11 protein-coding genes and 1 pseudogene are annotated in these 12,692 nt (G+C 68.9%); 10 read left to right on the top strand and 2 right to left on the bottom strand.

Going from position 1 to position 12,692, the window contains the following annotated elements; genetic code table 11:
• Positions 1 to 46 precede the first annotated feature (46 nt).
• Positions 47 to 595, top strand: coding sequence for a phosphatase PAP2 family protein (locus ACIBL4_RS09335; RefSeq protein ID WP_399407976.1), 549 nt, complete (start codon positions 47 to 49; stop codon positions 593 to 595).
• Positions 596 to 763: 168 nt separating this feature from the next.
• Positions 764 to 913: pseudogene (locus ACIBL4_RS09330) on the top strand (site-specific integrase); the annotation flags it as partial.
• Between the two features lie 78 nt (positions 914 to 991).
• On the opposite strand, the gene ACIBL4_RS09325 reads toward ACIBL4_RS09330, so the two are convergent.
• Positions 992 to 1,630 carry a hypothetical protein gene (locus ACIBL4_RS09325; RefSeq protein WP_356925313.1) on the bottom strand — a complete coding sequence of 213 codons (639 nt, stop codon included), beginning with the start codon at positions 1,628 to 1,630 and terminating at the stop codon, positions 992 to 994.
• 287 nt (positions 1,631 to 1,917) lie between these two features.
• Here ACIBL4_RS09325 and hemL point away from each other — a divergent pair, with 287 nt between their 5' ends.
• The 7 genes from hemL (at position 1,918) to ccsB (ending at position 9,856) form a co-directional block, all read left to right on the top strand.
• Positions 1,918 to 3,234 (top strand): glutamate-1-semialdehyde 2,1-aminomutase, encoded by a 1,317-nt coding sequence (gene hemL, locus ACIBL4_RS09320; RefSeq protein ID WP_399407973.1) that lies wholly within the window; start codon positions 1,918 to 1,920, stop codon positions 3,232 to 3,234.
• Complete coding sequence (locus ACIBL4_RS09315; RefSeq protein WP_399407971.1) at positions 3,231 to 3,932, top strand: histidine phosphatase family protein; 702 nt, start codon at positions 3,231 to 3,233, stop codon at positions 3,930 to 3,932. The genes hemL and ACIBL4_RS09315 overlap by 4 nt, the downstream gene beginning before the upstream one ends.
• Positions 3,933 to 4,057: 125 nt before the next feature.
• Positions 4,058 to 5,347, top strand: a complete 1,290-nt coding sequence (locus ACIBL4_RS09310) for a hypothetical protein (RefSeq protein ID WP_399407969.1) — start codon at positions 4,058 to 4,060, stop codon at positions 5,345 to 5,347.
• A gap of 66 nt (positions 5,348 to 5,413) precedes the next feature.
• Complete coding sequence (locus tag ACIBL4_RS09305; protein ID WP_399407967.1) at positions 5,414 to 6,061, top strand: TlpA family protein disulfide reductase; 648 nt, start codon at positions 5,414 to 5,416, stop codon at positions 6,059 to 6,061.
• Position 6,062: 1 nt separating this feature from the next.
• The gene (locus ACIBL4_RS09300) at positions 6,063 to 6,836 is read left to right on the top strand and encodes a cytochrome c biogenesis CcdA family protein (protein ID WP_399407965.1); all 774 of its coding nucleotides are present in this window, start codon (positions 6,063 to 6,065) and stop codon (positions 6,834 to 6,836) included.
• A 5-nt stretch (positions 6,837 to 6,841) separates the two neighbouring features.
• Positions 6,842 to 8,569 carry a cytochrome c biogenesis protein ResB gene (locus tag ACIBL4_RS09295; protein WP_399407963.1) on the top strand — a complete coding sequence of 576 codons (1,728 nt, stop codon included), beginning with the start codon at positions 6,842 to 6,844 and terminating at the stop codon, positions 8,567 to 8,569.
• A gap of 186 nt (positions 8,570 to 8,755) precedes the next feature.
• A complete protein-coding gene (ccsB, locus tag ACIBL4_RS09290; RefSeq protein WP_399407961.1) occupies positions 8,756 to 9,856 on the top strand; it encodes a c-type cytochrome biogenesis protein CcsB in 1,101 nt (366 codons plus the stop codon).
• Positions 9,857 to 9,922: 66 nt separating this feature from the next.
• On the opposite strand, the gene ACIBL4_RS09285 is transcribed toward ccsB, so the two are convergent.
• The gene (locus ACIBL4_RS09285) at positions 9,923 to 10,825 is read right to left on the bottom strand and encodes an S-4TM family putative pore-forming effector (protein WP_399407959.1); all 903 of its coding nucleotides are present in this window, start codon (positions 10,823 to 10,825) and stop codon (positions 9,923 to 9,925) included.
• A gap of 193 nt (positions 10,826 to 11,018) precedes the next feature.
• Between ACIBL4_RS09285 and ACIBL4_RS09280 the strand changes: the two genes are divergently transcribed.
• The gene (locus ACIBL4_RS09280; RefSeq protein WP_399407957.1) at positions 11,019 to 12,632 is read left to right on the top strand and encodes a hypothetical protein; all 1,614 of its coding nucleotides are present in this window, start codon (positions 11,019 to 11,021) and stop codon (positions 12,630 to 12,632) included.
• Positions 12,633 to 12,692 lie beyond the last annotated feature (60 nt).

Below are 12,692 nucleotides of genomic sequence, written 5' to 3'. Positions count from 1 at the left end.
CCGATGATGGTGTGAGAGCCCAGCCACCCCGGGATACTTGCAGGTCATGAGATTGCTGGCAGGAGTGCACAACGGTGATCGCCGCCTGACGAAGCGGATGGCCGCCTGGGACCCGCCCGGCCTCACGCGCTCGTTGTCGGCCATGGGAGAAGCCGCAGAGGGCACCAAGCTGTGGTGGGGCGCTGCCGCGGTGATGGCCTGGCTGGGCGGCCGGCGAGGCCGTAAGGCCGCGGCGGCGGGCTTGGCTGCGATGGCGGTGGCGCAGCTGGCGTCCAACGCCGTGGGCAAGCAGCTGGCCGACCGGCCCCGGCCGCCCAAGGAGTGGATCCCGCACAGCGAGGTCGACGACCGTCCCGATTCCTCGTCATTCCCGTCCGGGCACACTGCGGCCGCCGTGGCGTTCACCGCCGCCGTCGCCCCATCGTGGCCGCTGGCCGGTGCCTTCTGCGCCGCGCAGGCAGCGATGGTGGCCGCCGAGCGGGTCCAAAGCGGTGCCCACTACCCCAGCGATGTCGCCGCGGGCGCCGCGATCGGCCTGGCCAGCGCCTGGCTCACCCGACATGCACCGCGCCTGCTGCTGCGCCACTGGCCATAGCAAGCGCCGGGCGGCCCCGTCCGGCGGGAAGTCCAGGCCGCATACGCCCGTCGGCGTCGCCTTGTCTGCATGGAGTCGGGTCCACTTCGGCGATCTCCCGCCACAGTGCCGCCGAGGCCGAGCTGAACGCCGCGAGTGCCTCGGCCTTTGCGTCCCGCCAGGACGGGAACCGAGCAGATGCTCGGCGCCTACGCGCAGAAGTGGCTCGACGCCAACTCCGTCGGTCCGACGACCGCCCTCCGCTATGAGGCGACGGTCCGCAACCACATCGTCGAGCACCTCGGGCGACGCGAGCTGCGGTCCCTCAACCAGCCCTCATCTGGCCGCCTGACGGCCCCTCAGCACATGACGAGGGCGGGGTCGGAAACCCCGCCCCAAAACCACCGAAACCCCAGCTCAGGGCCAGACAAGGCAGTAGGGCTGATGCCCCGCCTCATGCAACCGATGCGAGAAGTCCTGCCACTCGTGCAGCAGTTGGTACACGTTGAACGCGTCCCGAGGGCCGCCCCGGTCCGGGACCGTCGACCAGATGAAGGCCGCCGCGCCCACCGACTCCTCGCCGATGCCGCGCAGGGGGTCGACGACGGTCATCGGGAGTTTCACGACCGCGTAGTCGGGGTGCAGGACGACCAGTTCCAGGGGCGGCACCTTGTGCAGTGGAATGCCCTCGATGCCCGTCAGGACCATCGCCGCCATGGTCTCCGGCTTGATCTTCGTGAACATGCCGTTCATGCCGAGCTCGTCGCCGCCGAGTTCCTCGGGGCGCATCGAGATCGGGACGCGGGCCGCGGTCGCGCCGTCGGGCGCGCCGAAGTACTTGTACGTCACCCCCACCCGACCACCATTCCTGCTCCCCGTCCGAAGATCGTCCATTCGGCGTTCAGTACGGCGGTCAAGCCGGTCCGGTTCACTCGGCAGCCCCTGCGTCTGACGTGCTTCCTGCGTGTCCTCCGCTTCGCGCCGGTGCCTTCCCCGCCGGGCACGTCGAGGACCCAGGTCATCAGTCCCCTCGCCCAGTCCGCCACCGCGATGCATATCTCCACCCGACTGCTTTTCTAGGACGCGTCGCCCCCGCCGCGCAACCCGATCATCGTGTCAGTGACCTCCCCCGCGGCCGCTCGCCGAAACGTGCGCTGAAACATCTGCCCGCGGGATCTTCGCAGCCTCCGACCACCCTGGGCCGTTTGAGCTGTGTGTATCACGCCCCAGTCTCGCAGACGACAGAGGTTCGGGGACCGGTTGCAGGGCACTGTCCTACCCTGAACAGGTCACACGCACCCGGATCCCGACGGTGTCGGAGAAGGTCGGAGAAGTCGCAGGTCATGAGCGAACTGGCATATCCGTATGAAGCACCGGCCTCGCAGGCTCTGTTCGACCGTGCGGCGGCCGTCACACCCGGTGGCGTGAACTCGCCGGTGCGGGCCTTCCGCGCCGTCGGCGGCACACCGCGGTTCATGGTGTCCGGCAAGGGGCCGTACCTGACCGATGCCGACGGGCGGGAGTACGTCGACCTCGTGTGCTCCTGGGGGCCCATGATCCTCGGACACTCGCACCCCGAGGTCATCGCCGCCGTCCAGGACGCCGTCGCCCGCGGTACGTCCTTCGGCACGCCCGGTGAGGGCGAGGTCGCGCTCGCCGAGGAGATCGTCGCCCGCGTGGAGCCGGTCGAGCAGGTGCGACTCGTGTCCAGCGGGACCGAGGCGACCATGTCCGCGATCCGGCTCGCCCGCGGGTTCACGCAGCGCAGCAAGGTGATCAAGTTCGCCGGGTGTTACCACGGGCACGTCGACTCGCTGCTCGCCGCCGCCGGCAGCGGCGTCGCGACCTTCGCGCTGCCCGACACCCCCGGCGTCACCGGCGCCCAGGCCGGCGACACCATCGTCCTGCCCTACAACGACCTCGACGCCGTGCGCGCCGCCTTCGCCGCCCACCCCGGCGAGATCGCCTGCGTGATCACCGAGGCCTCCCCGGGCAACATGGGCGTCGTCCCGCCCGCGGACGGCTTCAACCAGGGCCTGAAGGACCTGTGCGCCGAGAACGGCGCCCTCTACATCTCCGACGAGGTCATGACCGGGTTCCGGACCAGCCGGGCCGGGTGGTACGGGGTCGACGGGGTCCGGCCCGACCTGATGACCTTCGGCAAGGTCATGGGCGGCGGCTTCCCGGCCGCGGCCTTCGGCGGGCGTGCGGATGTGATGGCGCACCTCGCCCCGGCCGGGCCCGTGTACCAGGCCGGCACGCTCTCCGGGAACCCGGTGGCCACCGCGGCCGGGCTCGCCCAGCTGCGCCTCCTCGACGACGCCGCCTACGACAAGGTCGACGCCGTGTCGCAGCAGATCCGGGGGCTCGTCTCCGAGGCGCTGACCAAGGAGGGCGTCGCGCACCGGCTCCAGAACGCGTCCAACATGTTCTCCGTGTTCTTCACCGACCGGCCCGTGCGCAACTACGAGGACGCCAAGGCGCAGGAGTCCTTCCGCTTCACCGCCTTCTTCCACTCGCTGCTCGCCGACGGCGTCTACCTGCCGCCGTCGTCCTTCGAGTCCTGGTTCGTCTCCACCGCGCACGACGAGCGGGCCGTGCAGCGGATCGCCGACGCCCTCCCGGCGGCGGCCCGAGCCGCAGCGGAGGCCACGGCATGAGCAACGACACGACCCACGACACGAACGGCGACATCACCGTCGTCCACGTCATGCGGCACGGCGAGGTCGCCAACCCGGACGGCATCCTCTACGGGCGGCTGCCCGGCTACCACCTCTCCGAGCTGGGCCGGCGCATGGCCGACCGGGTCGCCGAGCACCTGGCGACCCGCGATGTGACGTACGTCGTGGCCTCGCCGCTTGAGCGGGCGCAGGAGACGGCGGAGCCGATCGCCAAGGCGCACGGTCTCGACCTCGCCACCGACGAGCGGCTGATCGAGGCCGGCAACATCTTCCAGGGCAAGACGTTCGGCGTCGGGGACGGGGCGCTGCGCAAGCCCGGCAACTGGAAGCACCTGGTCAACCCGTTCCGGCCGTCCTGGGGCGAGCCGTACGTCGACCAGGTCGTGCGGATGATGAACGCGCTGAGCGCCGCGAAGGACCGGGCCCGGGGTCACGAGGCCGTCGTGGTCAGCCACCAGCTGCCGATCTGGATCGTCCGGTCGTACGTCGAGCGGCGGCGGCTCTGGCACGATCCGCGCAAGCGGCAGTGCACGCTCGCCTCGCTGACTACCTTCACGTACCGGGGCGACAGGATCGTTTCCGTCGGCTACTCCGAGCCGGCCCGCGATCTCGTCCCGGCGCATCTCCTCGCCGGCGCCAAGCCGGTGAAGGGGAAGGCCAAGGCGTTCGGCGCATAGGCCCAAGCCCTTTCTGTTCGCTTCTGACGGCTTCGTTACGGAATCTGCAAATATCGACGGAACCTCCCCGTTCATCACCACCTCTGACTGGGTGACCACCAGAGAACGTGATGAACGGGGATGCAATGCGCCCTTACTCCCGCAGGGGAATGCTCGGAATCGGCGCGGGGGCCGCGGCCGCCGTCTCGCTCGCCGGGTGCGGCGGACTCACCGGGTCAGATGACTCCGGCCATGCCGATGGTTCCGGGGAATCCGCACAAGGCGGATCGAAGCCGAAGCCCGCCGCCCGCCCCATCGGCGACGGCTCCACCGCCTACACCGGCAAGCAGCCCCACCAGCCCGCCAAGCCCGAGCCGCTGGAGCCGGGGCAGACCCCGCCGCAGTTCGTGGTGTTCTCCTGGGACGGCGCGGGCGAGGTCGGCAACGGGCTCTTCCCGCGCTTCCTGGACCTGGCCAAGGAGCACGGCGCGAGCATGACCTTCTTCCTGTCCGGGCTGTATCTGCTGCCCGAGTCGAAGAAGCGCCTGTACGACCCGCCGAACAACCCGCGCGGCGCCTCCGACATCGGTTACCTCACCGACGAGCACGTCAAGGAGACGCTGAAGAACGTCCGCCGGGCCTGGCTGGAGGGCCACGAGATCGGCACGCACTTCAACGGGCACTTCTGCGGCGAGACGTACGGCTCGGTCAAGAACTGGACGCCCCGGCAGTGGCGCAGCGAGATCGACCAGGCGAAGTCCTTCGTGAAGGAGTGGCGCACCAACACCGGCTGGACCGATATGCCGTCGCTGCCGTTCGACTACGACAAGGAGCTGGTAGGCGGCCGTACGCCCTGTCTGCTCGGCCAGGACAACCTGCTGCCCACCGCCCGCGAGCTGGGCTGGCGCTACGACGCCTCGTCGCCCGGCGGCCGTCAGGTCTGGCCGGTGAAGCGGCAGGGGATCTGGGACCTGCCGTTGCAGCAGATACCTTTCCCCGGCCGGGGCTTCGAGGTCCTCTCCATGGACTACAACATGCTGGCGAACCAGTCGATCAGCACCACCAAGGCCCCGGCGCACAACTACCCGGGCTGGCGGCAGCAGTCGGCCCAGGCGTACATCCAGGGATTCAAGCGGGCGTACGAGACGAATCGGGCACCGCTCTTCATCGGCAACCACTTCGAGCAGTGGAACGGCGGCATCTACATGGACGCCGTCGAGGAGGCCTTCAAGTACATCGCGCGGGAGAAGGAAAAGGGCGCGGATGTGCGTCTCGTCTCCTTCCGGCAGTTCACCGACTGGCTGGACGTGCAAAAGCCCGAGGTGCTCGAAAAGCTCCGCACGCTGGAGGTCGGGCAGCAACCGGCCGGTGGGTGGAAGGGGTTCGTCGAGAAGGCCCCGCAGGGCGCCGGGACGCCCTCCGGGAACGCCGCCTGAAATGCGGTTTTCCGCCCGCAAGGGGGGTGGGCGAGAGCCCCGGAACGGACATGCGAAACTTTTCACATGAGTGCCGCCAGCCGCGCCCCCCTGCGTTCGAACCGCTCGATCCGCACGGCTCCCGCGAACCGGGTCCGTCGCCGCGCCGCCCTGACCGCCGGTGCCGCCGTGGCGGCGCTGCTCGTCACCGCGTGCGGCTCCGGCGGCACCTCCGGCGGGGGCGGCAACACCAACTTCGTCACCGGCACCGACGGCATCGCGACGGCCGCCAAGAGCGAGCGCACCCCGGCCCCCGACCTGTCCGGCAAGACCATCGCCGGCAAGACCCTCGACGTCGCCGACTACAAGGGCAAGGTCGTCGTCCTCAACGTGTGGGGGTCCTGGTGCAACCCCTGCCGCGCCGAGGCCAAGTACTTCGCGAAGGTCTCCAAGGAGTACGCCGGCAAGGGCGTGCAGTTCGTCGGCATCAACACCCGCGACACCTCCACCGGCGCCGCGCTCGCCTTCGAGAAGGACTGGGACATCACCTACCCCAGCCTCTACGACCCGACCGGCAAGCTGCTGCTGCGCTTCGACAAGGGCACCCTCAACCCGCAGGCGATCCCCTCCACCCTGATCCTCGACCGGGAAGGGAAGATCGCGGCGCGATCGCTGTCCGCGCTCAGCGAGGAACGGCTGCTGAAGATGCTCAAGCCGGTCGTCGCGGAGAAGTGACGTGACCGCAGTCACAGCCCTCGCCGCGGTCGCGGACCCCAACGGCACGGTGCTCAACGGCGCCCTGCTGGTGGCCCTGCCCATCGCCCTGCTCGGCGGACTCGTCTCCTTCTTCTCGCCCTGCGTGCTGCCGCTCGTACCCGGCTACCTCTCCTACGTCACCGGAGTCGCCGGCACCGACCTCGCCGAGGCGCGGCGCGGCCGGATGGTCGCGGGCGCCTCCCTGTTCGTGCTCGGCTTCACCGCCGTGTTCGTCTCCTCCGGGGCGCTGTTCGGTTTCTTCGGCGACACGCTCCAGGAGCACAAGGACGTCCTGTCCAAGGTGCTCGGCGTGCTCATGATCCTCATGGGCGTCTTCTTCATGGGCCTGATGCCCTGGTTCACCCAGCGCGAGTTCCGGTTCCACCGCAAGCCGGTGGCCGGGCTGGTCGGCGCGCCCCTGCTCGGAGCGCTGTTCGGGATCGGCTGGACGCCCTGCATCGGCCCCACCCTCGCCTCCGTGCTGGTCCTCTCCTCCGACCAGGGAAGCGCCGGACGCGGTGCCGCCCTCACCGTCGCGTACTGTCTGGGCCTGGGCGTGCCGTTCGTGCTCGCCGCGGTCGCCTTCCGTAAGGCCCTCGGCGCCTTCGGCTGGATCAAGCGCCACTACGTCTGGGTGATGCGGATCGGCGGCACCATGATGATCGTGACCGGTCTGCTGCTGCTGACCGGCGCGTGGGACCGCATCGTGCAGGAGATGCAGGTCTGGTCCAACGGCTTCACTGTGGGGATCTGATCGCGATGAGCAAGACCACCGCCTCCGACCCGGCCCCGACCGCCGCCGAAACCCAGGAGCTGGGCGACGCCGGCTCCCAGCTGTCCACCGCCCCCACGGAGGACGCGCCCAACCTGCCCTCCCTGGGCGTCATCGGCTGGGTCCGCTGGTTCTGGCGGCAGCTGACCTCCATGCGGGTCGCGCTGCTGCTGCTCCTGCTGCTCTCCCTCGGCGCGATCCCCGGCTCGCTCATCCCGCAGTCCGGCCAGGACGAGACGAAGGTCGCCGACTTCCGCAAGGCCAACCCCACCCTCGGGGACGTCTACGACAAGCTCGGCCTGTTCCACGTCTACAGCTCGGTGTGGTTCTCCGCGGTCTACATCCTGCTGTTCATCTCCCTCATCGGCTGCATCGTCCCCCGCACCTGGCAGTTCGTGGGCCAGCTGCGCGGCCGCCCGCCCCGCGCGCCCAGCCGGCTGAACCGGCTGCCCGCCCACACCACCTGGCGCACCACGGCCGAACCCGAGCAGGTCCACAGTGCCGCCCTGGCCCTGCTGAAGAAGCGCCGCTTCCGCGCCCACCTCGCCGGTGACGCCGTCGCCGCCGAGAAGGGCTACCTGCGCGAACTGGGCAACCTCGCCTTCCACATCGCCCTCATCGTGCTGCTGGTCGCCTTCGCCTGGGGCCAGCTGTACAAGTCGGAGGGCAACAAGCTGGTCGTCGAGGGCGACGGCTTCTCCAACACGCTCACCCAGTACGACGACTTCAAGTCCGGCAGCCTCTTCACCTCCGACGACCTCGTGCCGTTCAGTTTCAACCTGAAGAAGTTCACCGGCACCTACGAGCGCAGCGGCCCCAACAAGGGCACCCCGCGTCTCTACCAGGCCGACCTCACCTACAGCGACGGTCCCTACGGCAAGGACCGGAAGACCACCGTCAAGGTCAACCACCCGCTGGAGATCGGCGACGCCAAGGTCTACCTGGTCAGCCACGGCTACGCCCCGGTCATCACCGTCCGCGACGGCAAGGGCAACGTCGTCTACGACGACGCCGTACCGCTGCTGCCGCTCGACGCCAACGTCACCTCCTCCGGCGCCATCAAGGTCCTCGACGGCTACCGCAACCCCGAGGGCAAGAAGGAACAGCTCGGCTTCAACGCGTTCTTCGTGCCGACCTTCGGCGGCGCCGCCAGCGGCACGATGCTGTCGCAGTTCCCCGCGCTGGACTCCCCGGTGCTCGCGCTGTCCGCCTACCACGGCGACCTGGGGGCCGACTCCGGCATCCCGCAGAGCGTGTACCAGATGGACAAGACCAACATGAAGGAGTTCAAGGACTCCAAGGGCAAGCTGTTCAAGAAGCTGCTGCGCCCCGGCGAGACCATGAAGCTCCCGAACGGCGCCGGTTCGGTCACCTTCGGCAAGGACGTCAAGGAGTGGGCCGGCTTCCAGGTCGTCCAGGACCCCGGCGGCGGCTGGGCCCTCGCCGGGGCCCTCGCGGCCATCGGCGGCCTCGCCGCCTCCCTGTTCATCCAGCGCCGCCGCGTCTGGGTGCGCGCGGTCAAGGGTGCCGACGGCGTCACCGTCGTGGAGATGGCCGGCCTCGGCCGCAGCGAGTCCGCCAAGGTCCCCGAGGAGCTCGGCGATCTCGCCGGGATCCTCTACGACGGGACACCGGCGGTCTCCGAGGGAACGGAGGCGGAGCCGGACGCGATGTCCGACTCCGGCGCCGCGTCTGCCGAAGGGGCTGAGAATTGAATCCTCTCCCGCGCGGAACAAGGGAGATTCCTGGCTCTCGCCGCCCGGCGGACCAGCAGCCCTCCGGGTCTTCCACGATCAACGCCAGCCGGGTTGAAACCAGCCCGGTAACACGACCGAAAGCTTGTCGCAGACCTCACCGCCCGACCGCAAGTCGCCGGGATATTCACCCGAAGGAGTGCTGAGGTGACCCTCGCCGCCGCGACGGATTTGGCCGCCGCCACCAACGAAAACCTCGCGAACATCAGCAATGTGCTGATCTACTCCGCGATGGCCGTCTACACCCTGGCGTTCTTCGCGTACATCGCCGAATGGCTCTTCGGCAGCCGGAGCAAGGTCGCCCGGACCGCCGCCGCGCTCACCGCCGAGAAGGCCGAGGCGAAGAAGGCGCCCGCCGTCACCGTGAACCAGGCCGGCGGCACCGCCGTCCTGGAGCGTCCCAAGGTCACCGTGCGGGCAGCGGCAGGCCAGCGGGACGTGCCGGACGGGCCCGGGGCGCACGGCGGTGACGAACAGGGCGACCTGTACGGCCGGATCGCCATCTCCCTCACCGTGCTCGCCTTCCTGATCGAGCTGGGCGGCGTCGTCGCCCGCGCGGCCTCGGTGGAGCGGGCCCCGTGGGGCAACATGTACGAGTTCAACATCACGTTCTCCACGGTCGCCGTCGGCGTGTACCTCGGACTGCTGGCGCTGAAGAAGAACGTGCGCTGGCTGGGCCTGTTCCTGATCACCTCGGTCCTGCTGGACCTGGGCCTCGCGGTGACGGTCCTCTACACCGCCAGCGACCAGCTGGTCCCGGCCCTGCACTCGTACTGGCTGTACATCCACGTCTCCACGGCGATCTTCTGCGGCGCGGTGTTCTACGTCGGCGCGGTCGGCACGATCCTGTACCTCTTCAAGGACTCCTACGAGAACAAGCTCGCGAGCGGCGGCACGCCGGGCACCTTCGCGACGTCCGTCCTGGAGCGGCTGCCCTCCTCCGCCTCCCTCGACAAGTTCTCCTACCGCGTCAACGCGGCCGTCTTCCCGCTGTGGACGTTCACGATCATCGCGGGTGCCATCTGGGCCGGCGACGCCTGGGGCCGCTACTGGGGCTGGGACCCGAAGGAGACCTGGTCCTTCATCACCTGGGTCGGCTACGCCTGCTACCTGCACGCCCGCGCCACCGCCGGCTGGAAGGGCCGCAAGGCCGCCTACCTGGCCCTGATCGCCTTCGGCTGCTGGCTGTTCAACTACTACGGCGTGAACATCTTCGTCTCCGGCAAGCACTCCTACGCGGGCGTGTGACCCTCCGGCTCCTCCACTGCGGCGGGCCGGTTCCTCGATTCCACGTCAGGGGAACCGGCCTTCGTGTCACCCGCGCCCCGGAGGGTGCGGCAACCAGCCGCTCACCTCGTCCATCGCCGCAGCGAAGTCGGCGCGGTCACTGTCGAGGTAGGCATTGAAGAACCAGTTGGGCACGCGGGCCTGATGCAACCGTGTCCGCAGCAGGACGTCCTGTGCCTGCCTGGCGAGGACGAGAAGGTCCCTCATGGCTGTGGGCGGCATCCCCGCTTCGGCGTACTCGCGCATGCGGGGCAGGATCACCGACCGCGCGTGTTCCCGTACGGCCGCGGTGTCGCGCTGTGTCCGGTAGGTGTCGACCCCGAGCAGGAGCATGCCCAGCGAGGGAACGAACCAGTTCACGAGGACGGAGAGGAGGGAAGCCCCGGTCACCACTCCCACCAGCACCCCTGCTGTCACCCAGATGACGACGGCGCCCTGGACCGCGGCGGCGAACCTGCGTCGTACGCGGGCGCCCCAGGCGAGGTTCTGCAGGATGCAGGAGAGCACATCCAGCGGGCGGGGCAGGGCCGGGATCTCGTAGTAGTCGCGGAGCCGCTCTGCGGAGCCTTTGTAGCGCCGGGCAAGGCGGCTGACCTCGTCGGCGGATGGAGCACTTCCGGCCAGGATCTCGTTCCAAGGGAGCTCGTAGAGCCGGGTGTCGAAGACCTCCTGCAACAGCGCGGCTCTGCGGAACTCGTGCTCCGTCCAGGAACTCGCTCCGGCGGAGTAGACGAGAGCCCACAGGAAGCCGGCGACGGTGAGGGCCTCCTGGATCGAGGTGACGAAGACGCCGAGCACAGCACCTGCGGCGAGCAGGAAAGAGATGGACATGTGCAGGGCGGCCAGTTGCCGGGCCCGAGCGTGTGACGAATCGCCGGCTCGGAGGATCTTCTGTAACGCCTCATTGTTCTGACGTTGCGTTATCGACACGGGCAACGGATGGCTCACGGAGTTCCCCCTAGTCCCCTTCGGGTGCGCAGCACACTACGCGGACGTCCCTGCCGAATCGTTCCCCGCGGGCCTGACGAATATCGCCGAACGTATTTGGTGGAGCGCTTCGGCCGCCTACCCTGAGTTGCGGCACAGGCGCCGTGCGTAGGCTGCGGTACGGGGGGAGTCACGCATGCCACAACAACTCGCGGCGCAGGACGAGCGGCGGCGGTACGTCCTGCGCCAAGTGGTCGGGGTCCTGGGCGATTCGGCCGCCCTCACCGACGCGCGGGGGAGGCAGCAGTGGCGACGTGAGCTGGCGCAGTTACTGGGAGGCCAGCAGTGGGCGGAGTTACCCACCCCGCACCAGGAGTTCCTGGAGGTCGTGCGGGTGTGTGAGGCACGGGCGGACGGCCTGTCCCTCTTGCTGGAGGCGACCGTTCTGGTGGCCCCGCCCCTGGAGCACCATCTGGCCCCTTTGGTGGAGGAGTTGCACGCCCTGCAGTTGTACGAGGGCCGTGACTGGACGGCACTGCGCCGTGCCCTGCTGATCACGCTGCCGGAGCTTGATGCGACGGTCGCGAAGATCACGGGTGACCGCATCCGATTGCCTGCCTATTGCACCAACGTCTGGCGGGCGTTCCTCCACCTGTCGGGTCGTGGCACCATGCCGGATGCGCTGCTGCCTCCCGGCATGGTGCTGCTGGAGCATCTCGCGCTGCACGAGGACCTGGCTTCGTGCGTGGGCGAGTTGCAGGGCTGGAACGATCACTTCGCTGCGCTGTGGAGTCTGGTCGATCAGGAAGGCGGGCTGACCGACCTGCGCAATTCGCTGGCACGCAGACGTTCCATCGCCACCGTGCCTGCCGGCGATCCACAGCCACAGCCACTGCCGCCTTCCGTCCAGGTCCCCCCTGACGGCAAGCAGCGCCCGGTCATCCGGCTCTACTTCAAGCTTGCCCCGGATTTGACGCCCACCCAAGGCTCAGGCAGACGGCAGAGCCGCAAGAGACAGCGCTACTGGATCTCCGCGCGCGTGAAGTACGCGGAATCCTCGCAGCTGCACCATGCCAAGGAGGGCGAGGCGCAGCTCCCCGTTCCTCGGTCGCAGGTGCCGACGGCGGTGGCCGGCCTGCTGACCCGCATGGCTTCGCTGTGGCACGCGCGGGCGGAGGACGTGGTGCTGGAATTCTTCCTGCCGACCGAACTGCTCAATGAGCCGGTCGAATGGTGGGACCGCGACCCGTCACTCACTTACCCCAACCCCCTGTTCAGCAAGTATCCGGAGATTGTCCTGCACAGTTTGGAACGATTACAGCGGCGTGACGCCTATCAGGTCTGGCGACTGCGTTGGGCACGCTGGAAGGACTCCCAGGACGGCGACAACGCCGTCCATTGGTGCGAGCAGCAGGGACAGGCCGTGCCGACGTACCTGCAGTGGCTGGACGCGACGATAGGCGCCAGGCAGGACGTCGTCGCGATGGTGCTCAGCGAGCCGCCCACGGCCGGGAACGAGGCCGGCTTGGGGGAAGTTCGCGTGGGCATTGATCTGGGCATCCCTGTCTTCATACACCACCGTGATGTGACGTCCGAGCAGTTCCACAGCATGGTCAGGGACGGCCTGTCCGAAGGCGGTCTAGCGGGGTTTCCATCTCAGGCACGACAGTGGAAGAGCGATTCCGCAACGCGCGCACACGGCAGTTCCCATGACACCGCCCAGCAGCTCTGCGTCGTCTGGGACGACCCCGACCAGTTGTTGAGCGGCGGTGCGGGAGCGCCTGCCGCCTTTGTAGGGGGGATTGAATGAGTTCGGCTCAGACAGGACTGCTTCCGTCCGAGGCCCACGAGCCCGGAAACCTGCTGTACA

This window comes from Streptomyces sp. NPDC050416, assembly GCF_044458845.1.
Classification (GTDB): Bacteria; Actinomycetota; Actinomycetes; order Streptomycetales; family Streptomycetaceae; genus Streptomyces.
This window is presented reverse-complemented; position numbering and strand designations above follow the sequence as displayed.

Excerpts from the sequence above, each read along its gene's own strand:
- ACIBL4_RS09335 (WP_399407976.1), top strand. The coding sequence starts at position 47 with ATGAGATTGCTGGCAGGAGTGCACAACGGTGATCGCCGCCTGACGAAG.
- ACIBL4_RS09325 (WP_356925313.1), bottom strand. The coding sequence starts at position 1,630 with ATGCATCGCGGTGGCGGACTGGGCGAGGGGACTGATGACCTGGGTCCT.
- hemL (WP_399407973.1), top strand. The coding sequence starts at position 1,918 with ATGAGCGAACTGGCATATCCGTATGAAGCACCGGCCTCGCAGGCTCTG.
- ACIBL4_RS09315 (WP_399407971.1), top strand. The coding sequence starts at position 3,231 with ATGAGCAACGACACGACCCACGACACGAACGGCGACATCACCGTCGTC.
- ACIBL4_RS09310 (WP_399407969.1), top strand. The coding sequence starts at position 4,058 with ATGCGCCCTTACTCCCGCAGGGGAATGCTCGGAATCGGCGCGGGGGCC.
- ACIBL4_RS09305 (WP_399407967.1), top strand. The coding sequence starts at position 5,414 with ATGAGTGCCGCCAGCCGCGCCCCCCTGCGTTCGAACCGCTCGATCCGC.
- ACIBL4_RS09295 (WP_399407963.1), top strand. The coding sequence starts at position 6,842 with ATGAGCAAGACCACCGCCTCCGACCCGGCCCCGACCGCCGCCGAAACC.
- ACIBL4_RS09280 (WP_399407957.1), top strand. The coding sequence starts at position 11,019 with ATGCCACAACAACTCGCGGCGCAGGACGAGCGGCGGCGGTACGTCCTG.